General features: G+C 36.6%; 21 protein-coding genes, 12 tRNA genes and 1 pseudogene. 20 read left to right on the top strand and 14 right to left on the bottom strand.

Annotated features, from left to right (window positions below; all coding sequences use genetic code 11):
- Positions 1–35 precede the first annotated feature (35 nt).
- Together DBO93_RS07430 and DBO93_RS07435 are read right to left on the bottom strand one after the other, a co-directional pair.
- Complete coding sequence (locus DBO93_RS07430) at positions 36–1,745, bottom strand: proline--tRNA ligase (RefSeq protein ID WP_108455758.1); 1,710 nt, start codon at positions 1,743–1,745, stop codon at positions 36–38.
- A gap of 118 nt (positions 1,746–1,863) precedes the next feature.
- Positions 1,864–2,946, bottom strand: coding sequence for a galactose oxidase (locus tag DBO93_RS07435; protein WP_108455759.1), 1,083 nt, complete (start codon positions 2,944–2,946; stop codon positions 1,864–1,866).
- Between the two features lie 460 nt (positions 2,947–3,406).
- Between DBO93_RS07435 and DBO93_RS07440 the strand changes: the two genes are divergently transcribed.
- Positions 3,407–6,301: a TonB-dependent receptor gene (locus DBO93_RS07440; RefSeq protein ID WP_108455760.1), complete on the top strand. Its 2,895-nt coding sequence runs from the start codon at positions 3,407–3,409 to the stop codon at positions 6,299–6,301.
- Between the two features lie 636 nt (positions 6,302–6,937).
- Here the strand turns inward: DBO93_RS07440 and DBO93_RS07445 are convergent.
- From DBO93_RS07445 to DBO93_RS07470, 6 genes are all read right to left on the bottom strand, one after another.
- Entirely contained in the window at positions 6,938–7,333 is a 396-nt protein-coding gene (locus DBO93_RS07445) for an RNA-binding S4 domain-containing protein (protein ID WP_108455761.1), read from the bottom strand.
- Positions 7,334–7,886: 553 nt separating this feature from the next.
- A complete protein-coding gene (locus DBO93_RS18695; RefSeq protein ID WP_162533744.1) occupies positions 7,887–8,027 on the bottom strand; it encodes a hypothetical protein in 141 nt (46 codons plus the stop codon).
- A 198-nt stretch (positions 8,028–8,225) separates the two neighbouring features.
- A tRNA-Val gene (locus tag DBO93_RS07455) sits at positions 8,226–8,300 on the bottom strand.
- 37 nt (positions 8,301–8,337) lie between these two features.
- Positions 8,338–8,413 (bottom strand) — tRNA-Val (locus DBO93_RS07460).
- Between the two features lie 146 nt (positions 8,414–8,559).
- Positions 8,560–8,635: transfer RNA gene (locus DBO93_RS07465), tRNA-Val, on the bottom strand.
- A 29-nt stretch (positions 8,636–8,664) separates the two neighbouring features.
- Positions 8,665–8,740, bottom strand: a tRNA-Val gene (locus tag DBO93_RS07470).
- A 280-nt stretch (positions 8,741–9,020) separates the two neighbouring features.
- On the opposite strand from DBO93_RS07470, the gene gltX reads away from it, so the two are divergent.
- A complete protein-coding gene (gltX, locus tag DBO93_RS07475) occupies positions 9,021–10,433 on the top strand; it encodes a glutamate--tRNA ligase (RefSeq protein ID WP_108455763.1) in 1,413 nt (470 codons plus the stop codon).
- A 469-nt stretch (positions 10,434–10,902) separates the two neighbouring features.
- Here the strand turns inward: gltX and fabA are convergent, their stop codons facing one another.
- Positions 10,903–11,418, bottom strand: coding sequence for a bifunctional 3-hydroxydecanoyl-ACP dehydratase/trans-2-decenoyl-ACP isomerase (fabA, locus tag DBO93_RS07480; protein ID WP_081153845.1), 516 nt, complete (start codon positions 11,416–11,418; stop codon positions 10,903–10,905).
- A gap of 176 nt (positions 11,419–11,594) precedes the next feature.
- Between fabA and DBO93_RS07485 the strand changes: the two genes are divergently transcribed.
- The 13 genes from DBO93_RS07485 (at position 11,595) to DBO93_RS07545 (ending at position 17,904) form a co-directional block, all read left to right on the top strand.
- Positions 11,595–11,849, top strand: coding sequence for a hypothetical protein (locus DBO93_RS07485; protein ID WP_182257495.1), 255 nt, complete (start codon positions 11,595–11,597; stop codon positions 11,847–11,849).
- A gap of 140 nt (positions 11,850–11,989) precedes the next feature.
- On the top strand, positions 11,990–12,634 hold the full coding sequence (gene uvrY, locus DBO93_RS07490) for a UvrY/SirA/GacA family response regulator transcription factor (RefSeq protein WP_108455765.1): 645 nt from the start codon (positions 11,990–11,992) through the stop codon (positions 12,632–12,634).
- Positions 12,635–12,636: 2 nt separating this feature from the next.
- Positions 12,637–14,490 (top strand): excinuclease ABC subunit UvrC, encoded by a 1,854-nt coding sequence (gene uvrC / locus DBO93_RS07495; protein WP_108455766.1) that lies wholly within the window; start codon positions 12,637–12,639, stop codon positions 14,488–14,490.
- 65 nt (positions 14,491–14,555) lie between these two features.
- Positions 14,556–15,134 carry a CDP-diacylglycerol--glycerol-3-phosphate 3-phosphatidyltransferase gene (pgsA, locus tag DBO93_RS07500; protein WP_108455767.1) on the top strand — a complete coding sequence of 193 codons (579 nt, stop codon included), beginning with the start codon at positions 14,556–14,558 and terminating at the stop codon, positions 15,132–15,134.
- A 147-nt stretch (positions 15,135–15,281) separates the two neighbouring features.
- Positions 15,282–15,357, top strand: a tRNA-Gly gene (locus DBO93_RS07505).
- Between the two features lie 56 nt (positions 15,358–15,413).
- A tRNA-Cys gene (locus DBO93_RS07510) sits at positions 15,414–15,487 on the top strand.
- A 4-nt stretch (positions 15,488–15,491) separates the two neighbouring features.
- A tRNA-Leu gene (locus tag DBO93_RS07515) sits at positions 15,492–15,578 on the top strand.
- Positions 15,579–15,644: 66 nt separating this feature from the next.
- Positions 15,645–15,720, top strand: a tRNA-Gly gene (locus DBO93_RS07520).
- Between the two features lie 49 nt (positions 15,721–15,769).
- Positions 15,770–15,845, top strand: a tRNA-Gly gene (locus tag DBO93_RS07525).
- Positions 15,846–15,906: 61 nt separating this feature from the next.
- A tRNA-Leu gene (locus DBO93_RS07530) sits at positions 15,907–15,993 on the top strand.
- A gap of 62 nt (positions 15,994–16,055) precedes the next feature.
- Positions 16,056–16,131 (top strand) — tRNA-Gly (locus DBO93_RS07535).
- Positions 16,132–16,192: 61 nt separating this feature from the next.
- Positions 16,193–16,278: transfer RNA gene (locus tag DBO93_RS07540), tRNA-Leu, on the top strand.
- 309 nt (positions 16,279–16,587) lie between these two features.
- The gene (locus DBO93_RS07545) at positions 16,588–17,904 is read left to right on the top strand and encodes an outer membrane protein transport protein (protein ID WP_108455768.1); all 1,317 of its coding nucleotides are present in this window, start codon (positions 16,588–16,590) and stop codon (positions 17,902–17,904) included.
- A 318-nt stretch (positions 17,905–18,222) separates the two neighbouring features.
- Here the strand turns inward: DBO93_RS07545 and DBO93_RS07550 are convergent, their stop codons facing one another.
- The 4 genes from DBO93_RS07550 to DBO93_RS07565 form a co-directional block, all read right to left on the bottom strand.
- Positions 18,223–18,678, bottom strand: coding sequence for a hypothetical protein (locus DBO93_RS07550; RefSeq protein WP_108455769.1), 456 nt, complete (start codon positions 18,676–18,678; stop codon positions 18,223–18,225).
- A gap of 43 nt (positions 18,679–18,721) precedes the next feature.
- Positions 18,722–19,186: a DUF6789 family protein gene (locus DBO93_RS07555; protein ID WP_108455770.1), complete on the bottom strand. Its 465-nt coding sequence runs from the start codon at positions 19,184–19,186 to the stop codon at positions 18,722–18,724.
- A gap of 48 nt (positions 19,187–19,234) precedes the next feature.
- Positions 19,235–19,825, bottom strand: coding sequence for a TetR/AcrR family transcriptional regulator (locus DBO93_RS07560; protein WP_108455771.1), 591 nt, complete (start codon positions 19,823–19,825; stop codon positions 19,235–19,237).
- Between the two features lie 582 nt (positions 19,826–20,407).
- Positions 20,408–20,935, bottom strand: coding sequence for an Mpo1-like protein (locus DBO93_RS07565; RefSeq protein WP_108455772.1), 528 nt, complete (start codon positions 20,933–20,935; stop codon positions 20,408–20,410).
- 221 nt (positions 20,936–21,156) lie between these two features.
- On the opposite strand from DBO93_RS07565, the gene DBO93_RS07570 reads away from it, so the two are divergent.
- Both DBO93_RS07570 and DBO93_RS07575 read left to right on the top strand, forming a co-directional pair.
- A complete protein-coding gene (locus DBO93_RS07570; RefSeq protein WP_081149954.1) occupies positions 21,157–21,501 on the top strand; it encodes a YajD family HNH nuclease in 345 nt (114 codons plus the stop codon).
- A 43-nt stretch (positions 21,502–21,544) separates the two neighbouring features.
- Positions 21,545–22,012, top strand: a pseudogene (locus tag DBO93_RS07575) (DUF808 family protein); the annotation flags it as partial.
- Positions 22,013–22,177: 165 nt separating this feature from the next.
- Here DBO93_RS07575 and DBO93_RS07580 read toward each other — a convergent pair.
- Positions 22,178–22,513 (bottom strand): hypothetical protein, encoded by a 336-nt coding sequence (locus DBO93_RS07580; RefSeq protein WP_108455774.1) that lies wholly within the window; start codon positions 22,511–22,513, stop codon positions 22,178–22,180.
- A 113-nt stretch (positions 22,514–22,626) separates the two neighbouring features.
- On the opposite strand from DBO93_RS07580, the gene DBO93_RS07585 reads away from it, so the two are divergent.
- From DBO93_RS07585 to DBO93_RS07595, 3 genes are all read left to right on the top strand, one after another.
- Positions 22,627–22,863 (top strand): helix-turn-helix transcriptional regulator, encoded by a 237-nt coding sequence (locus DBO93_RS07585; protein WP_108455775.1) that lies wholly within the window; start codon positions 22,627–22,629, stop codon positions 22,861–22,863.
- Between the two features lie 336 nt (positions 22,864–23,199).
- Positions 23,200–23,847: a hypothetical protein gene (locus DBO93_RS07590; protein WP_162533745.1), complete on the top strand. Its 648-nt coding sequence runs from the start codon at positions 23,200–23,202 to the stop codon at positions 23,845–23,847.
- A 486-nt stretch (positions 23,848–24,333) separates the two neighbouring features.
- The gene (locus DBO93_RS07595; protein WP_108455777.1) at positions 24,334–26,031 is read left to right on the top strand and encodes a DUF262 domain-containing protein; all 1,698 of its coding nucleotides are present in this window, start codon (positions 24,334–24,336) and stop codon (positions 26,029–26,031) included.
- Positions 26,032–26,171 lie beyond the last annotated feature (140 nt).

A 26,171-nucleotide genomic window follows, 5' to 3' on the forward strand; every position in this document is an offset into this window, starting at 1 on the left:
CAACAGAACGATTACAATAAATTATTTCATTGCCTTTAGGCGAATAAAGACATGACATCGCTTATGGCTAACATAGACTTTTCACCAGTAATACGGTTTTTCACTTCAATTTCTTGATTGTCTAAGTTACGTTCACCAATCACTAACAATAATGGCGTACCGATTAATTCATGATCGGCAAACATAACACCTGGACGTTCTTTACGATCGTCAAATATCACTTCAATGCCAGCGTTTTGAAGCTGCTCGTATAATGCTTCAGCGGTTTCTTTAACGCGTGCTGACTTCGCCATATTCATAGGTACTACTGCTACTTGATAAGGTGCAATAGCTGCAGGCCATTTAATGCCGTATTTATCATGGTTTTGTTCAATAGCAGCAGCAACAATACGTGATACGCCAATACCGTAACAACCCATAGTTAAAATTTGATTTTTACCCGCTTCAGTTAACACGCCACAGTTCATTGCCTGTGCATATTTATCACCTAGTTGGAAAATATGACCGACTTCGATACCGCGTTTAATCTCAATGTTACCTTGGCCACATGGGCTAGGATCACCTGCGACAACATTACGTAAATCAGCAACGCTGTAGTTTGTTGTATCACGGTCCCAGTTTACGCCCGTTAAATGGATGTCATTTTTATTTGCACCACAAACAAAGTCAGCTAAGTGTGCTGCGCTTCGATCAACAATAACGTCAATTGTTAAACCGACTGGGCCAATTGAGCCAGCGTTACAACCTGCAGCTGCAGTTAACTGTTCGTCAGTTGCAAACGTTAATGGTGAGGCAATTTGTGATAAATTTTCAGCTTTAACTTCATTTAATTGATGATCGCCACGTAATACTAACGCAACAATTGGTGCGTCGTTCTCTTTTGTTGCGGTACCTAACACCAACAATGTTTTCACTGTGGTTGTTGCATCAATCGACAATAATTTAGCAACATCGTCAATCGTACGTGCTTTAGGTGTGGCAACTTCAGTCATGGCTTGTGTTGGTGCAGGGCGTTCGCCTTTAGGTGCTAAAGCTTCTGCTTTTTCAACGTTAGCAGCAAAATCAGAACCATCACTAAAGGCAATGTCGTCTTCACCAGAATCAGCTAATACGTGGAATTCATGTGACGCTTCACCACCAATAGAACCAGTATCAGCAATAACAGGGCGATAATCTAAACCTAAACGATCGAATATACGACAATAAGCGTCAAACATTGCTTGATAAGTTTTTTTCAAACACTCTTCACCTAAGTGAAAAGAGTAAGCATCTTTCATTAAAAATTCACGTCCGCGCATTACACCGAAACGAGGGCGAATTTCATCGCGGAATTTTGTTTGAATTTGAAAAACATTCAATGGTAGTTGCTTATAGCTGTTAATTTCATTAGCAACTAATTTTGTAATGACTTCTTCATGCGTTGGGCCTAAAACGAAAGCACGGTCGTGGCGATCATTTAAACGTAATAATTCAGGACCATAATCTTCCCAACGACCAGACTCTTCCCACAAATCAGCAGGCTGAACCATCGGCATTAATACTTCTAATGCGCCAGCTCGTTCCATCTCTTCACGAACAATGTTTTCAACTTTGCGTAGTACTTTTAAACCTGTCGGTAACCAAGTATATAAACCTGACGCTACATTACGTACTAAACCAGCACGTAACATTAATTGATGACTGATAACTTCAGCGCTAGCAGGGGTTTCTTTCAAGGTTGAAAGTAAATATTGGCTTGTACGCATTGAGAAAAAATTCCATTAGTAAACGAGCATAAAATATGGCGCTTATTCTAACAGGGCAATTTCAGCCACAAAAGGTTTAAATTGCCCATTAAGTAAAAAATAATTGCTTAAAGAGATATTAATAATGGTTGATACGCTTTAATACCTGTTGATTTTCGCCCATTCCACCTAGCGTGATCAAATCTCCATCAAGCTCTAATAGGCCTCGATGATCCATAGTAGCTGTTTTACTCTGCGTTATTTTCCAGATGTTAGTATCGATGTTATAGCGCCAAATTTCATTACTTGGTAAAGAAGGTTCGCCGTTATACCCTATGCCGTTATAATTATACGGATTGTTGCTACCACCAATAAACACGATTTCATTTGTATTTAACGTCATGTTTTTAAGTCCTTTAGCGGCCATTCGATAACGTGATTCACCCGTTGGATGTTTGACTTTAAACCATGAAATTTTACTGGGCATGGTTGGATTAATAACGCCGCGATAGCAGGCAGCTTCAGCAGCGTAACTTCTACGTTGATTAAGGTGAACATCAACACGAACGCCATCACAAATAAGCATTTTGTTATCAACTATGCCTCCGGCATGACCGAATACTGCTTTTCCAGGAAATGGTGACGCTTGTTGCCATTGGTCAGTGTGAGTATCGTATAGTTGTACTAAATTAACGTTGCCGTCATTGTGCCAACCACTAATTAAATAGATGTAACGGCTTTTATAAGCCAAAGCAATACTGTCATCTACCGGCACTGGCATGGGAGTTAGTGCTTGAAATTTATCTTGTAAAACATCATAGGCGTAAACGTCTGGTACTGACACTTCACTGTGATTTTTGGCAACAGTATAACCACCAAACACATAGGCAATATCATTTATAGCAGTGGCAACACTCGCTAGGCGACCTGTTAAACCATTGATAGGCTTTTCGATTGGTACCGCTGTTTTTTCAGACCATTTATTTTCAGCAACATTGTAAACATAAGTGCGATTATGAACATCTTGATAGCCTTTACCACTTGCAAGTCCAGAAAACGAAATTAAGTAGTTTTGGTTTTTAATCATTACATGTGCAACAGCATTATTGCTTACGGCATGCGGTAATTCGCTAAGCGGATTAGCATTGGCGAATACTTTCAGCGTTGTCGTCGAAAGATAAAAACATAAGGCAAACAAGAGAAGAGTTAGTCGTGTTGGCATTGATGACTCATAAAATTAATTTAAGTTTAATTGCAATCGTACCATGAAATAAAGTGATCATGGTTCTAGCTTGTACTAATTAACATTTAAGTAATTGTTAAGGCATCTAGCTACCAAATTATCATCAAAATGTGCCAGTTAAAGCGTTTTTCTAGCTATTATTTTCTAATGAATTTTTACCATTATCTTAAATTACATGCGCCTGCTTTATAGTATTAGTCTGATATATAGACAAAATAGTTAAATTTATTTTATAAAAACAAGATGGATTGTTTTGTTTACAATTATCTTTGTTTATATGTTGCAGTTGTGTTACAAATTGGTTCAAAATTGTAAAAGTCGATGTTAGTATCGATTGAAAATTAAATTTTCGTCATCAGTTTTATGCTGATTTATAGTAATGTTTTATTTCGATAAACTAATAAATTCAATATCAATTTCATAACAAAAAGAGAGAATAATGAGAGAATTTACAAAAATAAAAAAAGCTATCTCACTAGCTATGTTTGGCAGCATAATTACTATGCCAGCTTTAGCTTTTGAAGAACAAGAAACCAGTGAAGTAGAGCGCATTTCAGTAACCGGTTCACGTATTGCTCGTACAGAACTTTCACAACCAACGCCAGTTATCGTACTTGATGCTAAAGATATTGCGAAGTTTGGCTCTCCAGATTTAGGTAGTATTTTAAGTGAATTGCCAGCTATTGGTTCAACAGACACCTTAATTGGTAACAATAATAGTAATGCTGCAGCAGGTACAAGTTCTGCAGATTTACGTCGTTTAGGTTCAGCTAGAACACTTGTGCTAATCGATGGTAAACGCCATGTAGCTGGTACGCCTGGGGAATCAACCGTTGATTTATCAACCATTCCTGCCGCACTAATTGAACGCGTTGAAATTATCACTGGTGGTGCTTCTGCTATTTACGGTTCAGACGCTGTTTCGGGTGTAATTAACGTTATATTGAAAAAAGACTTTGAAGGTTTTACTGCAAACTTAACCGGCACTAAGTCTACTGAAGGCGTTAATGAACGTAACCACACTTTTAACATTTTAGCAGGTACAGACTTTGCTGATGGTAGAGGTAACGTAACATTTTTTACCGGTGTTGAACGTACGGGTGAAGTAATGTCTGCAGATATTCGCCAATTTGAAGGTTGGGGAACAGTAGTAAATCCAGCTGATACGGGCGAAGATGACGGTATTCCTGATCGTTTAAGAAAGCGAAATGTATCATCAGAAATGATCCATGCAAATGGTGTTATTAACCCATTTGGCGGCGCTGCCGGTCGTTACGTGTTTGACGCTTCAGGCAACCCTGTAGTGCAAACCGATCGTGAATTTACCAACAGTTTTGCTTTTGGTAACTTTCCTGACGGTTGTCAGTATTGTTTCAATGGTGAAGATTACGAAAACTATTCACCAGGCGTTAAAAAAATTAACGTTGGTTCAACATTAAGCTTTGACCTTACCGATAACATCACGTTCACCAGTGATTTTAAATACGTTCGTTCAGACGTTGTACAACAATTCCAACCATCATTCAGATTCGGTAACATTGCCATTGATGTAGAAGAAAATGCATTTTTAGATGCAGGTTTACGTCAAACATTGTTAAATGCTGGCCAAACTAATGTAAGCATGGCTAAATTTTTCGACGAACTTGGTAACAGATCAGCGGCTAACCGTCGTGATTTATTCAGATATACGGCAGGTTTTGAAGGTCAGTTTTCAGTAAGCGACACCGCTATGGATTGGGAATTGTATTACGTTAACGGTGAAACAACGAACGAACGTAAAACACTTAATGACTTAATACCTGATAACTTCGTTGCCGCTGTTGACTCTGTAATTGACCCTAATACAGGACAAGCAGCATGTCGTAGCCAAGTGCCTAGTGCCCAAGGTGATGATTACCAAGACCCAGCTTCTGTTAATGGTAATAACTGTGTTGCGTTCAACCCATTTGGTCAAAGTTCTTCGCAAGAAGCTCGTGACTATGTATCTGCAGATGTAACACGTGAAGATAGCATTAAACAAGAATTTGTCGGTGGTGTAATCTCATTTGATACTAAAGAATTTATGGAATTACAAGGTGGTGGCATCGGTTTTGCTGCGGGTTTTGAATACCGTGAAGAGTCTTCAGAGTCAATTACTGATGAATTTACTAAGCGTGGTTTCTTAACCAGTGCCGCTTCACCTGATTCATACGGCGAATACGATGTTACTGAGTTTTTCGTAGAAGTAAGCTTACCTTTACTTGCCAATATGGAATTTGCACATGAACTAACTGTTGATGCAGCATTCCGTACAGCTGACTACTCTCATGCAGGTAAAGCAGAAGCATGGAAAGTTGGTTTAATGTATGCACCATTCGAAGATTTACGTATTCGCGGTACGATTGGTGAAGCGGTACGTGCACCAAATATTGCAGAAGCATTTGACCCTGTTTCTCCTGGTTTTGCCCGCGTAAGCGATCCATGTGACGCTGATAACGTTTCAGACGATCCAGATCGCGCTGCTAACTGTGCTGCATTAGGTATTCCTGCAGACTTTCAAGCAAACGATAACGTATCTGTAGATCTTCTTTCAGGCGGTAACCCTGATTTACAATCTGAAGACTCAGAGTCAATGACGGTTGGTTTTGTTTGGACTCCTTCGTTTGTTGAGGATTTCTCTGTAACCGTTGATTACTATGATATTGAAATTACAGACGCCATTACATTTGTTTCTGCACAAAATGTTGCTGATAACTGTGTAGATGCAACGGGTAGTCCAGATCAAGGTTTCTGTAGTCAAGTCGATCGTAATCCAACTACTAACGACATTGAACTTGTTCGTTCTGGTTATTTAAATGCTGCAGCGTTAAACACTAAAGGTGTTGAAGCTGTATTTAGATACAAGACAGACCTAAGTTCTTTTGATCTTCCAGGTGAGCTAAGAACTAACCTAATGGTAAGTAAATTACTAGAACTAGAGCAATTTGAATTCCAAGACCGTCCAGACGAAATTAACGTTGAAGATGGTGAGGTTGGTGATCCAAGTCTTCAACTTCGTTTCGGTTTAGACTATGAAATAGATGACTTAGTAGTAAGCTTTTCAACGCGTTTTATCGATCGTAGCTTTACGTTAGATATCTCTCCAACTGGCGATACAGCAGAAGATACATCTCCTGCCTATATTGGTTCTGTAACAACACACGACGTATCATTTAATTACCTAGTAAATGATAATGTTTCAGTAAGTGCTGGTATCAGAAACTTAACAGACAAGTTAGCACCAGGTTACACAGCTAATGCGATATACGACCTAGTTGGCCGTAGAGCATTCGCAGGCGTTAACGTAAAGTTCTAATCTGTTAACAAAGTTGGCTTTTTACAACGCTGATTTATAATAAAAGCGATAATACTTAGGTGTTATCGTTTTTTTTTATTTATAAATAGTAGAATTTAAATAGTTGATATTGTAGTGGAAGTACAGAATATATAGCGGAGGTACAGAACATATATAATGGAAATTTTGTAAATGCAGAAAACCCAAAGTACTCACATGTTTGGGCGTAATACAGCAAAGTAGTCATTAGTTAAATCGCTGAATGTTAACATGTCGAATCGTTTAGTATATTTAGGCGTATAAGTTCATGATATTAAATTTTTGCTAACTGTAAATTCTCTACTTAATTCTTTACTTAATTCTCTAACTACTTTTCGTCGTAAACACTGATCTACATTAGAAGCCATCAAACATCTCGGAAAGTAAGCAGTTGAAATATTTACGACCCATAAATACCTTATGCGTTGAGCCTTGGCGTAAATTTAAAAGAATCATATTAGCTATAGATCGAAAATTATCACAATAAATTCTTCAATATTAATAAATTTAAGGCATTAATTGTAGGTCGGGCTTTAGACTGTCAATTTGCATAAATACACTTTAGCTATAGCGGTAGGGTGTAAAATGATTAAAGTAATCTATCAGCAAATAGTTGAACTAAAAAGAGATAGGTCTACGCTTTGAGCGTGGAGCATCAGGTGCTTGTAAAGCTTGGGGCTGGTTATCAGTTTTGGTTTTTTTATGCTTAGTTTTCTTAAACGTATTCTGCTTTTTAAGGGTGTTTTCGGTTTGTTTTTTTGTTGTTACAGGCAAATCTTCTTTATCAAGTTTAACGACATTAACCTGAATAACCTCACCATTAAATTCTACAATATCGTCATGATAGACTTTTTTTCGCTTTTGAAATTCGACTTCATTATTCAGAAGCACGTAACCTTCACTGATTACTATTTTAGCTTCACCACCGCCACTAACCATATTGGCAATTTTTAATAGCTTACAAAGTTCGATGGGTTGTATTGAAACATCAATGTTTTGAATAGTGTCGGTCATGGTGATCTTTAAAAAATTGAAATAAAAAATGATTATAACTGAGTTAGTTAGCGCTGTCGTGTTTGCTGAATACAATATCTCAGTACTTGCTGATTTTAATTCCAAAAGCGTTGAATATTATGGTCATAAGGTTTTGTTTTTTATGATTGATAATAAATATAAAGTGACAATGCCGTATGTTAATCAACCTGAACATTTGAGAAAAAATTGATAATAGATACTGCTTATTTAAAATTAAATCAGTACTTTAGCGTAATTCAAATTTATAATTTAATTTAGTATTTTAATTAAAGACTTATCTGAACCGTATCTAGGAGGGTGAAGCTACGCCTTAGTCGCTATTAATATGACGCATTATAGATAAAGTTATTGCCACAAGGATTGGTTTATCAGATTTTCACTATTTAAATTAGGTCGCTCTTGCTGCCAAAGATTCTTACCCGAGTGAGCGGGCACACTATATTTTTCGAAGAAATCTTCCAACTCAGATACCATCTTCAATTGAATTGCTGGCGTGGAGGTTCAGTAATATACCGCTCTTTCATTGGATGGGTTAAATCGTACCAATGACCAATGACCAATGACCAATGGGGCTAGCGTCTTTTTTGTAATAACGCACGAGTTTCCATTGACCATCTGTGATCATACGGGCATTGCCGCGTTCAATTATTTGGTAGCGTTTCCAATCGCTCATACGCTCTGCTTTTAAAGGTTTTAAAGGTTTTAAGGATTTTAAATAAAAAGTGTTGGACGATACAGAGATTGAACTAGTGAGTCGGCGCGGGTGATAAAGAGCAGAAGGTGCTTTAACTTGTTATTTTAAGATTTTAAAGATTTTAAAGATTTTAAAGATTTTAAAGATTTTAAAGATTTTAAGGGTTTTAAATAAAAGTGGTGGACGATACTGGGCTTGAACCAGTGACCCCGCCTTGTAAGGGCGGTGCTCTCCCAACTGAGCTAATCGTCCATTTTTTATTTTATACTTCTTTTAATGGTAAAAGAAGTGGTGGACGATACTGGGCTTGAACCAGTGACCCCCGCCTTGTAAGGGCGGTGCTCTCCCAACTGAGCTAATCGTCCATTTTTTATTTTATACTTCTTTAATGGAAAAGAAGTGGTGGACGATACTGAGTTTAAATCAGTGATTCGGCGCGGGTGATAAAAAGTAGAAGGTGATGACCTTATTTCTTTCCCACACTAAATTGTCTTCGTCACTTTTAAATAAGTGGTGGACGATACTGGGCTTGAACCAGTGACCCCCGCCTTGTAAGGGCGGTGCTCTCCCAACTGAGCTAATCGTCCGATATTAAATACTGCTTTCAGAGAAGATATGGTGGACGATACTGGGCTTGAACCAGTGACCCCCGCCTTGTAAGGGCGGTGCTCTCCCAACTGAGCTAATCGTCCTTCTCTGTGGGGGCGTATTATAGGGAGATCGAAAAAGCTGTCAACCTAAACTCATTAAAATTTTATATTTTTTTTAACTATTTAGCTTGAACGCTTTAAATTTCGACAGACTGGTGGTTTTGTGTACTTTATTTTTATTCGTCATCGTATAACACTATTAAATTTAACGCGCTAAAAGGTGTATTTCCTGCGCTTGACTGATAAAATACTGGCAACTTTATTAAAAACCTTTGTTTAAGTTTTTCCTTTAAACAAATAGACATATTTCATTGAGACTTTTATGACTTTAACAACTCGATTTGCTCCTAGCCCAACGGGATATTTACATGTTGGTGGTGCTCGTACTGCTTTATATAGCTGGCTCTATGCACAAAAAAATGGTGGCGACTTTATTCTTAGAATAGAAGACACCGACATAGAACGTTCAACACAAGCTTCTGTTGATGCGATTATGGATGGCATGAAGTGGTTAGATTTACCATGGACTCACGGGCCTTATTTTCAAACACAGCGCTTTGACCGTTATAAAGAAGTTATTGAGCAGTTATTAGCCTCAGGTAATGCTTATCGTTGTTATAGCACGGCTGAAGAAGTCGATGCTATGCGTGAAGAAGCAAAATCTAAAGGTGAAATTGAAAAATATAATGGTTTATGGCGTGAACGTACTGACTACCCAGCAGATAAACCTTATGCGATTCGCTTTAAGAACCCGTTAGATGGTGATGTTGTTATTAAAGACATGGTTAAAGGTGACATTACCATTAGTAACGAGCAACTTGATGATTTAATTATTGCGCGCTCTGATGGCACTCCAACATATAACTTAACGGTTGTGGTTGATGATTGGGATATGAAAGTTACTCATGTTGTTCGTGGTGATGATCATATTAGTAATACGCCAAAACAAATTAACATCTTAATTGCTTTAGGTGCCACGGTACCTGAATATGCTCATATTCCTATGATATTAGGTGATGACGGTAAACGTTTATCTAAACGTCATGGCGCGGTTGGTGTGATGCAATATCGTGATGACGGTTACTTACCTGAAGCATTGCTTAATTATTTAGTGCGTTTAGGTTGGTCACATGGCGATAAAGAAATTTTTTCTCGTGAAGAAATGATCGAGCTATTTGATCTTAAAGATTGTAACCGTGCAGCTTCAGGCTTTAATACTGATAAACTTATTTGGGTAAATCAGCATTACATGAAAACTTTAGATCCCGCTTATGTTGCTACTCATCTTGCATGGCATATGAACGAGCAGGGTATTAATATTGAAAATGGCCCAGCGCTTGAAGAAATAGTTAAAATACAATCTGATCGTGTTAAAACTTTAAAAGAAATGGCACAAATAAGTCGCTACTTTTATGAAGATTTTACCGAACTTGATGCTGGCGCGGTTAAAAAACATTTACGCCCAGTCGTTAAAGCACCATTGTTATTAGTTAAAGAGAAATTAGCCGCTTTAACTGATTGGTCTCCAGAACCAATTCATGCAGCTATAAACGACACTGCGACAGAACTTGAGGTAGGAATGGGTAAAGTGGGCATGCCTTTGCGTGTTGCTGCTACAGGTGGTGGTAACTCACCGTCGCTAGACATTACTTTAGCATTATTAGACCAACAAAAAGTATTAACCAGAATTGATCAAGCTATTGCTGTGGTCGATGCACGTATTGCTAATAGTTAATTTATAACATTCATATGTTATGAAAAAAACTTAAACAAAAGCCAGCTTAATTGCTGGTTTTTTTGTTTAAAAGTTCTAATAAATTTTTAAAATAACTATAGCACCTAGCACCTAGCATCTGAGCGATTTATGGCTAGGGGCTTAAAATGCGTTTTACAACTAATCTTTATCTATTCTTATCCTTCTTATATTCTTCTTATGAGTGATTTTGATATTTTTACCGGCAAGGAATAATGTAAAAAAAGGTGTGTATCTTCGCGGTTCTTAAGTTTTAGTTCAGTCTACGTGTCAACCTTATTTAGGACGATTCACATTTCAGAACAAGACACCTTATTTAGGACGGGTCAATATTTAGATAAAAAAAAGCCAGCTAATTGCTGGCTTTTAATGTTCAGGATGAACAGGGTGCTATTTCGCATTGCGCTGTAAATTGACCACATTCAATTCGAAAATAGGCGTTAACTAATCATTAAAACTTAGTTGTATCAGTGAACAAACCTACTTTTAAATCTTTCGCTGTGTAAATAACACGGCCATCAACAGATACAGTACCGTCAGCAATACCCATAAATAACTTACGCTTGATTACACGTTTTAAGGTGATTTTATAAGTTACTTTTTTAGCTGTTGGTAAAATTTGGCCAGTGAATTTAACTTCGCCGACACCTAAAGCACGTCCGTGACCTGGGCCACCTGACCATGCTAGGAAGAAACCTGTTAATTGCCACATAGCGTCTAAACCCAAACAACCTGGCATTACCGGGTCACCTTTGAAATGACAATCGAAAAACCAAAGATCAGGAGTTATGTCCAATTCAGCAATAATTTCGCCTTTACCATGTTCACCACCGTCATCAGTAATGCTAACAATTCTATCCATCATTAACATATTGTCAGAGGGTAATTGGCTATTGCCAGGGCCAAACATTTCACCAGTACCTGCTTTTACAAGGTCTTCTTTCGAGAACGAATTTTGTTGTTCCATGTGATCACTTAGATTTATTAATAATTTCAAAGTAGTTACTTTAGCGAACACTTGTACGCTAAACAACTCCGAACAGTTAAATAAATCAATATTTTACTTAACAAATGCCTTTGAATTTGCCAGAATCGGTTATGCGTAACCGATGGGTTTTTAAAGTTTAATTAGGTAAGTTATTGATGGATATTAAAAAGAAGGCATTAACTAACGCTGAGAAGCAAAAGCGTTATCGTGAACGTCAAAAAGTTAAAGGTAAAAAAGAAATGCGAGGCTACCTTTCACCAGAAGCTCAAAAATGCTACGAACTGATTGCCGATCAAACTAAATGGAATGATAGTATTATTTTGAGCAATGCCGTTCGTTTGACTTACGCAGCATATAAAAATGGTCAAATAGGCTTGTTGAACAACTGGCTAAATAAAAATGACCTGTAATTATTGGCTGAAAAACATCTCATTCGGTGAACTAAATTAGTTACAAAACTTCAATTTAGATTGTGTTAACGCCTTAATCGCTATATTATTTTGTCTTTACTCCGTTACTTTTTATAAAGTATTCATAAGGTAATCCTACTTTGATAAATGTTTTGTTAGTCGACGACCATGAGTTGGTTCGAACTGGAATACGAAAAATCCTAGACGAAGTAAAAGGACTTAAGGTAATTGGCGAAGCCAAAACAGGCGAGGAAGCCGTTCAATTTTGTCGTAAAACTGAGCCTAACGTTGTTCTGATGGATATGAACATGCCGGGCATTGGTGGCTTAGAAGCAACCAAAAAAATTATACGTTATGCGCCAGATGTTAAAGTTATTGTGTTAACGGTTTATTGTGAAGACCCAATCCCGACAAAAGTTATGCAGATTGGCGCTGCGGGCTATTTAACTAAAGGCGCTGGTTCAGACGAAATGATTAACGCAATTCGTGCTGTTAATAGTGGTCAACGTTATATAACACCAGAAATTGCCCAGCAAATGGCCTTGAACCAATTTAAATCACCTGATGAAAATCCTTTTAGTAGTTTATCTGAACGTGAATTACAAATTATGCTGATGATCACACGTGGCGAAAAAGTACCTAATATTTCTGAGCAATTAGTACTGAGCACCAAAACCATTAACAGCTATCGTTATCGTATGTTTGAAAAGCTTAACGTGGGTAATGATGTTGAATTAACACATTTAGCTATTCGTCATGGTATGTTAAAAACTGAAGTTCTTTAACATTGTCTGACACGCCTTTATCACATGATAAAACACTATTCGATCATAAAGCCTTTCTAGCTGCTGTTTCTGAACAAGCCGGGGTGTATCGTATGTACGATATCACCCAAACGGTAATATATGTAGGTAAGGCCAAACAACTCAAAAATCGCTTAACAAGTTATTTTCGCAAAGATGTTGGAAGTAATAAAACCCGCGCATTAGTTAAACAAATTTCTGCTATAGACGTCACTGTTACCCATACAGAGGGTGAAGCGCTGATCCTCGAAAATAATTATATTAAAAAATATCAGCCAAAATATAATATTTTACTGCGCGACGATAAATCATATCCTTATTTACTTATTACAGATCATAAACATCCCAAATTAGGTCTGCATCGAGGTGGTAAAAAGGTTAAAGGAGATTACTTTGGACCTTATCCTACGGTAGGGGCGGTATGGGAAAGCTTACGCCTTATGCAAAAGCTCTTTCCGTTAAGGCAATGTGAAGACAGTTACTACCGCGCTCGAAGTCGTCCATGTTTACAGCATCAACTAGGGCGTTGTTCAGCGCCTTGTGTAGATAAAATATCGCCTGAAGATTATCAAAAGCAGGTGCAGTTAGCTAAGTTATTCCTTAAAGGCAAAAGCTCTAAAGTCATTGAGCATTTGGTAGTAAACATGGAAAACGCCAGCAAAACGCTGAACTTTGAACATGCGGCAAAGTATAGAGACCAAATATCAACATTACGTAAAGTTCAACAACAACAATTTGTCAGTGGCTCAGCTGCTGAAATGGATGTTATCGGAATTCATCGTCATAAATCGCAAGCATGTATTCATTTACTCTTTGTTCGCGATCATAAAATATTAGGCAGTAAAAGTTATTTTCCAACCGTTCCTGTTGATACCAGCGATGCTGAGATAATAGCGGCTTTTATCAGTCAACATTATATCGGTAATGATCTTAATTTAGGGGCTATACCGAAAGAAATTATTATTCCTGAAGCAATTGAAAACCAACAAGATATAGTACGAGTTATTATTGAACAGGCCGAGCATGATGTAAAAATGTCGCATAATGTGCGAACTGAGCGTGCTCAATATTTAAAATTGGCATGTACAAATGCTGCTACCGCATTAATGACACGCAACTCTCATAAAGAATCAATGCAAGCTAGGTTTTCTGCACTAAATGAAGTGTTTGAATTAACCAATGGCATATCTCGCATTGAATGCTTTGATATTAGCCATACTATGGGACAACAAACCGTGGCGTCTAATGTAGTCTTTAATCAAGAAGGGCCGCTAAAAAGTGATTACAGGCGCTATAACGTGCATGGAATTACCCCCGGCGATGATTATGCTGCTATGGCCTTTGCTTTAGATAAACGTTACAGCAAAGTCACCAGTGAAGAAAAAATGCCAGATATTATTTTTATTGATGGTGGTAAAGGTCAATTAGCAAAAGCAGAAGATTTTTTTGCTGGCGTTGATCAAGTAAAAACACCGTTATTGGTTGGTGTTGCTAAAGGTGAGTCAAGAAAGCCAGGTCTTGAAACCTTAATTTTAGCAGGGAGTCATCAATTAATATCGCTGCCTGCCACATCACCGGCTTTGCATCTGGTTCAGCATATTCGTGATGAATCTCATCGCTTTGCTATCACAGGGCATAGAGCTAAACGACAAAAAGCCAGTAAAAAGTCAACTTTAGAAAGTATTCCAGGAATAGGCGCTAAAAAAAGACAAGCGCTTTTACAGTATTTAGGTGGTTTACAAGAAGTTTTAAAAGCCGATAAAGCCACATTAGAAAAAGTACCTGGTGTTAGTAAAGTATTGGCAGAAAATATTTATGACGCCTTGCATGACAATTAGCACTCAATCTGTGTAAAATGTCTGTAAAATCTTGCTCAGTTAACGATAAGAATATAAGACATATTATGTGGACCATCCCCAACCAAATTACATTATTTAGAATTGTGTTAATCCCCGTTTTTATCGTGGTGTTTTATTTACCTGTATCGTGGAATCATTTCGGCGCGTTTGTTGTCTTTTGGTTTGCCGCAATTAGTGATGCACTTGATGGTTATTTAGCCCGTAAACTTAATCAATCATCGGCTTTTGGCGCTTTTATAGACCCTGTTGCTGATAAATTAATGGTGGTCGCTGCATTAGTTATTCTGATTCAAGACTTACAAGTTTGGTGGATCTCAGTGTCGGCAATATTAATGATAGCGCGTGAAATATTTATTAGTGCCTTACGTGAATTTATGTCTTCACGCGGTAAAAGAGACATAATTGCTGTTTCGCAATTGGGTAAATATAAAACTGCGGCACAAATGTTAGGTATTATGGGACTCATTTGGTATCCAACTTATGATATCCCATTAATATTATTTGAATTTCCACATGAAATATTACTTTTTGCTGCTTTTAGCTTTTATGCTATCGCTACAGTGCTTACTTTTTGGTCAATGGTGGTTTATTTTAAAGCTGCTTGGCCAGAGTTAAGTAAGTGATTTGTGATTAAAAGCTTTTATTTTAGCTAAAAAAACACCAGATTAGTCGCTTTTTGAGCAGTCAAAACAAAATTGATATTAAAGGGTTGACTCATCAGTTTTTCAATGTAGAATGCGTTTCCAGTTGACAGGGAGTCAGCAGATGAAGCGGCTGTAGCTCAGCTGGTAGAGCATCACGTTGCCAACGTGAATGTCACGAGTTCGAGTCTCGTTAGCCGCTCCAATTCTCTATAAGAGAATAATAAAAGGAATACTACCTTACTCGTAGTAAATGAAATTGGCGGGTTGGCAGAGTGGCCATGCACCGGATTGCAAATCCGATTACCTCGGTTCGACTCCGGGACCCGCCTCCACATTGCCCGAGTGGTGGAATTGGTAGACACAAGGGATTTAAAATCCCTCGCTTGTAAGAGTGTGCCGGTTCAAGTCCGGCCTCGGGTACCATTTCATTAGTACAGTAGGGGTGTTAATACATATTGGCGTATGTATAGAATAAATTTAAAATATGAAGCGGCTGTAGCTCAGCTGGTAGAGCATCACGTTGCCAACGTGAATGTCACGAGTTCGAGTCTCGTTAGCCGCTCCAATTTTTAAATGTGTAAATGCTTAATGTTTTAATTAGTTAAGTTAATGAAGCGGCTGTAGCTCAGCTGGTAGAGCATCACGTTGCCAACGTGAATGTCACGAGTTCGAGTCTCGTTAGCCGCTCCAAATTCGATAGTTTTACTATCAAAGTAGGGAACCAATCTCTACTATAAAAAATACTCTCGATGCCCGAGTGGTGGAATTGGTAGACACAAGGGATTTAAAATCCCTCGCTTGTAAGAGTGTGCCGGTTCAAGTCCGGCCTCGGGTACCATTACTGCAAAATCAATGTAAGATTGATTAACCAGTAAATTAGTATTTTTAAATATCTACGAAGCGGCTGTAGCTCAGCTGGTAGAGCATCACGTTGCCAACGTGAATGTCACGAGTTCGAGTCTCGTTAGCCGCTCCAAATTCGATAGTTTTACTATCAAAGTAGGGTCCCAATCTCTACTATAAAAAATACTCTCGATGCCCGAGTGGTGGAATTGGTAGACACAAGGGATTTAAAATCCCTCGCTCATAGAGTGTGCCGGTTCAAGTCCGGCCTCGGGTACCATCACTAATACTTTCAGTTAATCGCATTTTATTCCTTTTATAATTCCTTAAATATCTTTAGCTAGCATTGACTTTGCACCTTAGCTATACCTTTTAGCAATAAACCATTTACTTTTAATATCATTATACCAACGTTATAGAATGACGGGTTTAACCTAATAGTTAATAAACTTATCAAGATCATTTTATACAAATCATTTATGGGTATTGTCGTTACATTTATTTACAAGAGAAATGTGTTTTTCACGTAGTATTACCTTAATTTTCAATACGATAAATTTTTAATTTTCCATAATTTCGAGAACTTAGCATGACATTACAAAAATCAATTATCGCCACGGCTATTACATTAAGCGCTTTTAATGCTTATTCAGCCTCTTTTCAGTTAAACGAAACAAGCGCCTCTGGCTTAGGTCGTGCTTTTGCCGGTGATGCGGTGATCGCTGACGATGCGGCTGTGTTAGCACGTAACCCAGCAGCAATGGCATTATTCGACAAAAAATCCTTATCATTATCGGCAACGTATATTGATCCAGGTGTTAAAGTTGAAGGCATTAGTGCACCCGATATACTTAGTGCAGCTTACGACGTTAATGAACTTGATCAAGATGGAGTTGTACCCAGTGCTATTATTCCTGCCGCGTATTTTATTAACCCAGTAAATGATACTTTCGCTTATGGTTTAGCTATTAATTCAAACTATGGTTTAAAAAGTGAATACGAAAAAGATTATGCTGCAGGTTCTATTGGTGGCAAAACAGACTTAAAAACGATCAATGCTAATATTAGTGGCTCTTACCGCGTTAATGAACAGCTTAGTCTAGGTTTAGGCTTGAATGTTGTCTATGGTGAAGCCGAGCTTATTAGGCATGCAGGTAAGGTGTTAGAAAATGGTATTACAATTCCAAGCGTTGGTTTAGTGTTTCCACCTGTACCAACGAGCACTGAAGTTGTAAATATGTCGGGTGACGATTTTGGCTATGGTTGGAATGTTGGTGCTGTTTATGAAATTAATAGTGATCACAGAATTGGTCTCTCTTATCGAAGCAAAGTAGAACTTGCCTTTGAGGGCGACTTCACAGGTTTGGGGACACCGACAGAAGATGGTAGTTTAACTATTGATATGCCATCGATAGCTGAGTTCTCAGGTTTTCATCAATTGACGACTCAATGGGCAGCACATTACAGTGTAATGTTCACTCAGTGGTCTAGCTTTGAAAAACTTGAAGCTTATGCGGGCAATGAGTTAGCCTTTGAAAAGCAAGAAAACTTTGAAGATACTTATCGCTTCGCTTTAGGCGCAACATATAATCTTAATCAAGAAGTAACATTGAGAATGGGTGTGGCATTCGATCAGTCTGCAGCTGTAGACCATCGTTCAATTTCAATACCTGATAGTGACCGCCTTTGGTATAGTGCCGGTGCAACATACCAGTTAAATGACACCGACAGTGTCGATTTTGGTATTTCGTATGTTAATGGTGACAATGTTGTGGTTACTGAAGAAGACGCTTTATTAGCTGCTTTACCTGATGCATTAAGCCCTTTTGTGGGTAATAAAGACTGGGGTTTTAGCTCAGAAGGTAATGCATTACTTTTAGCTGTGCAATATAACAAAAGCTTTTAAATTACTAAGGTCTTTTTACTTAATTGGCGTGCTTAATTAAGACATTCTAGCGTTATTATTTGAAAATTTTAGTTTTGTTCTTAATGCCCTAATTAGTGAGCCTTTTAGTTTAATATAAAGCCAATCGATTAATCGATTGGCTTTAATTATATTTGAGCAGGCAGTTTAATCTTTTGTGCTGAGCTAATCTTTTTTACAGTGTGGAAGAAAAAATAATGAATTTATAATATCTACATTATTAAAGTGCAGTTTATCGTTATTTACTTAAAGTAATGAAAAGGTGAAAATTAATGGCCCTTAAGGTTTTACTATCGCTATTTAAGAAAGTCTTACAATAGATAAGCGCCACTTTATAAATAACGTAATGATCAACGCCATACCTATATGCGCTATAAAAGAGGATTGTGTATAAGCGCCAAAGCCCATCATAAATTCTCGTCCCATAGCTGGAGCTAATATTCCTTGTGCAACAAACCACAAAATAAGTCCAGAAATAGCACCCGATAATATAGGGCGCCCGTTTAGCAACTTATAAAATAATAAGGTGAATAGCCCAAAGCCTATAGCGCCAATAAAAGCGTGAATTCCAAAAGCCACAGGATAAGTAATACTTATACCAAGATACTTTTGAAATAGGCCCATGACTAACTTAGCTGGTTGAAGCTCTGGGCCAAAAAGCAGTGGTGATATTAACCAGGCATAGGCTTCAAAAATAATTTGAGCAACTATGCCACCTACAATCGCAATTTTAAAATTGTTTCGAGTAAATTTCATTTTAGCTTCACTGCTGTTACCAGAAATATCTGTAGTTAACGTATTAAACGCTAGGTGTAGAATGAGTTAACTTTTGATATACAAGCCCTAAAACCACACCAAAAACTATGTGTAGCATAAAGGTCATAACAGGTGCCATAGGTCCTAAAGCTAAACCGAACAATCCGTTACCAGCCATTACCATAGGACCAACCATCATGATAAGCCAAGCACCAATGCCAAGGATAATACCTTTTATCATTTGGTTTTGTGTTGGTAAAATATTATTTAATACAGCGAATGCACCACCCCATGCAACTGCGCCGATCATAAAGTGCATAACCCACCCAACCATCATATTTGTCTCCATGCCCATTTTCTGAGCCGCCATAACAGACATCATGTGAATGGGGTCAAGCTCAGGCATTACGCCCATCATTTTCTTCATCATCATAAGTGCAGTAAGTACTAATGTAGCAATAAATCCAGCTATAACGCCTTTTGTAATGTTTGAAATATTAAAGTTCATGGGTATTTCCTTTTAGTTTATTTTTGACTGTTTAGTTAGTTAAAAAATTTACGCTGTTAACGAATTTAAATAGTTGTCAGTAATGCTTTGTATTTTGGCTATATCACAACCAGTTTTCCGATATGACATAATGCCAAATATAAATACACTTACTTCAATAGCCATATCCTTGGCGTTGGCGTCATTTCTAAAGACTCCTGTCTCTTGACCTTTCGCGATAGTTTTTGAAAATATGGCTTCAAGTCGTTTTACCTGACAATTCAGGATGATTTTTGCAGCTTCATCATGTGGGGCAAGTTCTATGATGGAATTGACCATTAGGGAGCCTGTTTTTACTTTATCTGTTGGTATTGATTGTTCAACTAGCATTTCATCAAAGAATACTTTCATGGCTTCGTTAGGCGCCTCTATACTAGTAAATATATTTTTTATGCGTGCATATGTTGTATCTGTATATTGTGTTAAAGCTTTGGTGAATAAAGCATGTTTATTGCCAAAGGCAGCATAAATACTCCCTTTGTTTAAATTCATTACTTTCATTAAATCAACCATTGAGGTCGCGTCATAACCTTTACCCCAAAAGGCTTCCATGGCTTTCTCTAATGCATCATTTATTTCAAATTCTCTAGGGCGTGCCATTATAATAAATCCATCAGTTAGTTGTTTACCGTTCGGTCAATAACTGCAATTTACAGGTTGATTACCGATCGGTCAATAACTATTTTTAAAATTAAAGTTTACTGGAGTTACTGTTTTAAAAAATAATACTTAATGTAATATTGATAATAAATACTAATACATTGATACAAAGCTGACTGGCGAGAGGTTATTAATGGCTAAGTGATATATTACAAATTTTAATCGTGTTGAACCGTTTTACAGGATTTTTGTATAGATTTTGTATAGGTTTTGTATAGGTTTTGAATAGATTTTGTATAGGTTTACAGGGGGATCTAAAATAATAGTTAAGAATAGCTGATGCGTATAATACTGGTTTGATCATCAGCTCATGTTTGATGACAAAAATATAAACCTAAGGTGGCGTGAAATTTTTAAGTAGAAAGGGGTACTCAATTTTATGTCTTGTATTTATTATTTTTACTTTTAAGGCATCTTTATAAAGAGTTAGTAATACTGGCGAGTTAAATACAGCTATGGTTGTAAATATATCACCTTTAGGGAAGCTTACTTCAATGCGTCCCTAATGGCTTACTTTCACTTTCACTTTGCACGCTCTATCAATCTACGTTTTTCTATTGCCATTGGTGTGATGCTTTTTTCAAGGTTCTTCTCAAAACCAAGCATAAAGTAAACTTCAGCCATTAAAAATAACGGCCCTATAGCTAAACCCATAATGTCATCGAAAAAAGCAGGTTTAGCTTTTTCATATATATGACCAATAAATTGGATAATCCAACCAATAATAAATCCTATTATACCAATCCACAATGCACTCTCCATAGCAGACACTAAACTAGCAAGGTAAATATTTACAACAACATAACACAGCATGCCAAGGGCTAGCTTTAGGTGTAATTTTAAATAATAAAACATTGCTAGTGTGAAAAAAATTATCGCTGGAGTAAAACTTATTGTTTTACCTGCTAGTTCAACGGTGAATGTATTTAAGCTTAACAATACGGTAATTGCCCAAACAATGAGGGGAACGCCAACAAAGTGAGTTTTTATATTGAATTTATTAAAATGCACACTCTTGTAACTTGATAATTGTTCTTCGACGGTTTTCATGAATGTTCCTCATTTTGCTATGGTCAAATATCATGGCAAGTTATTGTTTATAAGTAAAGAGAGCAGACCAGATTGATCTGACAAATTTTAGCGGCATTAAAGAGAATACTTCAAAACGTGTTAGCGTTTATCGGGACATTTGCATTGATTAAAATTACCGTATTGCAGTTCTGTTACCTTACTCATACAATACCGTATTAGTTACTGAAAAAGTTCATATTATGTCCTCAGATAGATTAGGCTCCAGCCTTAATTATAAACGCCAAGAGCAAGGTTACCGTGATCGAGCATTGAAACTGTATCCTTGGGTTTGTGGTCGTTGCGCGCGCGCTTTTGAATATTCCAATATTCGAGAATTAACCGTTCACCATATGGACCATGATCATACAAACAATCCCAACGATGGAAGTAATTGGGAGTTATTGTGTATTTACTGTCATGACAACGAACATGCTAAATACACTGACCATGCAAATTATCATACGGAAGTTAAAGCGGGTGATACCAATCAAGACACCGCAACATATAACCCGTTTGCAGATTTAAAATCATTGTTAAAAAAATAACGAATTAATTATCGAATAACGAGAGTAATCGAAGGAGTTGAACGTGGCAGGTGCAAGTTTATTAACCTTATTAGATGATATTGCAACCGTACTAGATGACGTTGCTATTTTATCTAAGGTAGCAGTAAAGAAAACAGCCGGCGTTCTGGGTGATGATTTAGCCCTTAATGCTGAACAAGTTTCGGGTGTTAAAGCTGATAGAGAGCTACCTGTTGTTTGGGCTGTTGCCAAAGGTTCATTTCTCAATAAATTAATTTTAGTGCCATCTGCTTTACTTATCAGTGCTTTTTTACCTCCCTTGATCACGGTTCTCTTAGTTTTGGGTGGCTTATTTCTCTGTTTTGAAGGTTTTGAGAAGGTATCGCATAAGTACTTTCATAGTAAAAAAACCATAGCAGCAGAACATAAAGCCTTACTGGAAGCGGTTAGCGATGAAAATATTGATATTGCCGCTTTGGAAAAAGAAAAAATAAAAGGGGCTATCCGTACCGATTTTATACTTAATATGAAAAGTTAAACAGTACACTTTGATGAAGTGTAGATAGAATGAATGCTTTACGGTATTTCATGTGTACCGTTTAAATTTAGTGGTTTTCTTCCATATAGTCCACTTTATTAATACAAAAAACAGGTAATAATAGGTAAATTCAATCAAAAATTTTGACCGAAATTCCGTCTATTCATCAAAAGCCGCAATTAGCTTTGCCTTATCTATACACTCTCGAATGTCTAATATTTGCTTTAAGCTAAAAGAATTGGTACGCATTAATAAAAACTCAGCACATGATACCTCTGTGATACAAGGATAGTCAGAAGTTTCGTATAACTCTCCTCGTTTAGTTAGGAAAACATCTTTGCCGCATAACTCTAATTGCAATGTAATTAAGAACCGACCAACCTGAAATCTTTTCGTTTTATCATCGATTACTTTCCCTGTAATAAATTTTAGTTCACAGCCCTCATTTGATAGTACAGATATCAAAACGCCTTCATCTAAATATGTCCTTTCCATAATTACTAACCTCTACTCTGCCACTTGTATTTATTATTATAAAAAATATATAATTCAGTCAATTCACCGTCCCCGATTTGGTGACGAAGTAACATGTCACTATAATCGGGACAATGATAAAATCAATAAATACAGAAAAATATCAAAATTTCCTAATTTGGTTGAAAGCAGGAAGATTAGCTAAGGGCCTATCTGTAAGGGAACTTGCTATAATTATTGATGAGCCATTCCAATTTATTAGTAAAATTGAAACGGGTCAAAGAAAATTAAATATTCATGAGTATGTGCAATACTGTAAAGCTTTGAATTTAGATCATGTTGAAGGGCTAGAGTTATTCATAATGTCCTAGGCTACCTGTCATTGTTGCCACAAGAGATAAATTAGTAAATAAAAGCCAATCCATCCTTCCGATTAAACTTTGTATCCATTATGCATAAATAAGAGCTGATAATAATGGTGTATATAACAACTAAGGAGCTTGCTCTTACCGTGCCACTACATCTCAACTATCAAAAATACAATAGCCAGAACTCTCATTAAGTAATTGCTTTTAATACCTTTATACTTTGTTAAACTGTGATAATGTTTATTTATAATAAATATAAATTGGAAGGTTATGCTGGTACATATAGTTAGTCGCTTCGAATGCTTGAAATGCGGACATGAGAATATTATTACTGATACGATGGAATTTGCAGATAGTCCACCACCTTACCCTGAAGTTCTAAATTGTAAAGAATGTCCTCATAAGGAGACTGTTCAGGATTTTTCTGAATGTTCTCCTTTTGATACAATTACAGGTTTCACCTATTTTAAATTTATTGAATCAGAATACTTTACTTATAGTGAGGATGAAGTGAGCTGTTCCGAACTTAAAGGTTGGAAAGGCGAAGTGGGGTTTTGTGAATGGTTAAATCACAACAATTTACCATTTGTCTTTTTTGAACAAGGAATAGATACATTTTCACATGTATTTAAAGATCAAATAAAAAGGCCAGATGTATTGCTGTTGATAGAAGGAATAGGGACTATAGCTGTAGATGTTAAGAATTATAGTCAGTTTACTTTGGGTATTAAAAAAGAGTCCTCGCGATACTTGGAGTTTCAAGAATTATTCAATATCCCTGTTTGGTATGCCTACTCAAATACAGAAGGTAACTTCGATTCATGGCTATGGATTTCTGCAATAAACGCAGATAAAAAAGGAAAAGTCATTGGAAATAATAAACATTTGGAATACCTGAAAATTCCCCCTGAGCATTTTAAAAAAATACAAACAAAGGCCGAGTTAAATGCTTTTATCAAAGCTAACACACCATTAAAAAAATCTTGATTGGAACAATACGCATCATTTAATAATCTGGCAGTGCAATAATGCTTTCCGAGTTTTAGGTACTTTTATATCAAGTGTTTATTGATTCCCTTTAAGACAATTTTAGAAAATAAGAAAATGTGGAGTTAATATCAACAAAGAGCACTAAGGAAAATATCTACCACTTCTAACGCCAAGGAGTAAAACTTAGCTGCAATAGCTCGTATTTTATCTGACACTTTTCAATTTTGAATTTTGAATTTGACCTAATCGTACAGTTGATTAGGTCAGTAAAGATACGATAGCAGTCATAACAGGATGATTATACAGTGTGAACATTTAGCAATTAAAATACATTTGAATTCACTGCCACAAACAGAAGTTATGTAAAGTAAATAATTGGCTATGTAACTAATATTTCGCGTTAAATTGACAGAAGTTTTCCCTTTGAAATATTTTATCTTTGGGGTATCGTTGTATTAATTATAAAGGAATAAGGAATAAATTTTGCCCGGTAATTTATTAGCAACCAATACTGTTAACCTCTCTGATTTGTTGAGCGGTGAAAAGCGTTTTGAGGTACCACTTTATCAAAGGGATTACTCATGGAAAGAAGAGCACTGGGAGGATCTTTGGAACGACATATTGGAAGTAACTTCAGGTGATGATAACAAACATTACATGGGGTCCTTAGTCTTACAGCAACATGAAGATAGAAAATATAAAATTATTGATGGGCAACAAAGGATAACAACCTTAAGTATTTTTGTAATATCAATATTATCGATATTAAAAGACTTTATTGATACTGATAACGATGCAGAAAATAATAGAACGAGATCCGATATTGTCCGTAGCAGATATGTTGGTGACCGAGATCCGTCAAGCTTAAGATATTCTAGTAAACTCAGGTTAAATAATAACAATAATGACATCTATGAAAGGTTTATTATTCAACTTGAAGAACCTCATAATTCTAGAAGTACGAATCCTTCTTCAAAATTAATGTTGAAATGCGGGCAATACTTTAAAAATAAAATTTACGAGTATATTGGTGAAAATACCTCAGGAGAATATATCGTTAATTTTTTAACTAACGATGTAGCTCGTAAACTTATTTTTATACAGATTGAAGTAGAAGATGAGCTATCAGCATATACTGTTTTTGAGACGCTAAATGCTCGTGGTATAGAGCTTAGCTCTTCAGATTTGTTAAAGAATTATTTGTTTTCACTTCTTGTTACTGATTCTGATCAGCAGATAATACAACGTCAATGGGATATCATTTGTTCAAATGTAAAAAGTGAGGAACTACCAGACTTTTTGAGGTACTTTATCAACTCTTCCGAAAGGTTAGTTCGTTCACATCAACTATTTAAACGGATTAAGGGGAATGTACAAAATCCTCGTGAAGCTCAAAATTTTCTAGATAAACTAGAACGTGAATCGGAAGTTTTTGGAGCCATCAAGGAACCAAACCATGAGTTATGGGATTCAAGCCTCAGTTTAAGACCACATTTAAAGGCAATAAAAGTTTTTGGTGTAAAACAAGTTTACTCTCTGTTAATGGCCTGTCATCGTAAGTTAAGCATTACTGAGTTTTCTAAAGTTCTAAAGTTAATTGAAGCAACATTATTTAGATACAGTACTATCGGGAAATTAAATCCTAATAGCCTTGAGTCAATATTAAACAAAGCATCTATAAAAGTGCATGAAGAAGAAATTTCTACAGCTAGAGCAGTATTTAATGAGCTAAGGGAAATTTATATAGATGATTCAGATTTTAGCCTCGCATTTAGTAAAACTCGAATTGTTACAAAAAATAGGAAAAAATTAGTCCGCTATATCATTTTTAAACTTGAAAATCATATTAGAACTAATGAACTAGATTGGGAAACCAATGGTGGAACCATAGAACACATTCTTCCTGAGAACCCTCCTACCGATTGGAGTAGGTTTGTGCCGGAGGAGTTACAAAGTGATCTTATATACAGATTAGGAAACTATACGCTCTTATCTGCGTCTGATAATAGGAACATAGGTAATGGGCTATTAGATTCTAAAATTGATGTATATAGAAGCTCTGATTATGCTCTTTCATCAGAAATTACACGAACGGAATGGAATAGGGAAAATATTGAATCTAGGCAAAATCATTTAGCTAATAGAGCCTGTATAATTTGGAAATCAGACTTTTCTGAATAATTTTTTCGCTCAAAGTGCCAATGGTAGTCATTGGCACTTTATAAAAGTTAGTGACGATGGTTCTTCTTTTTTAACTTTTATCAGACTTTAATTTAGTGGGTGTTTATTATCTACTGTTGAGAACTGAATATGACTTCCTT

The organism is Colwellia sp. Arc7-D (assembly GCF_003061515.1).
In the GTDB taxonomy this organism is placed as follows: Bacteria; Pseudomonadota; Gammaproteobacteria; order Enterobacterales; family Alteromonadaceae; genus Cognaticolwellia.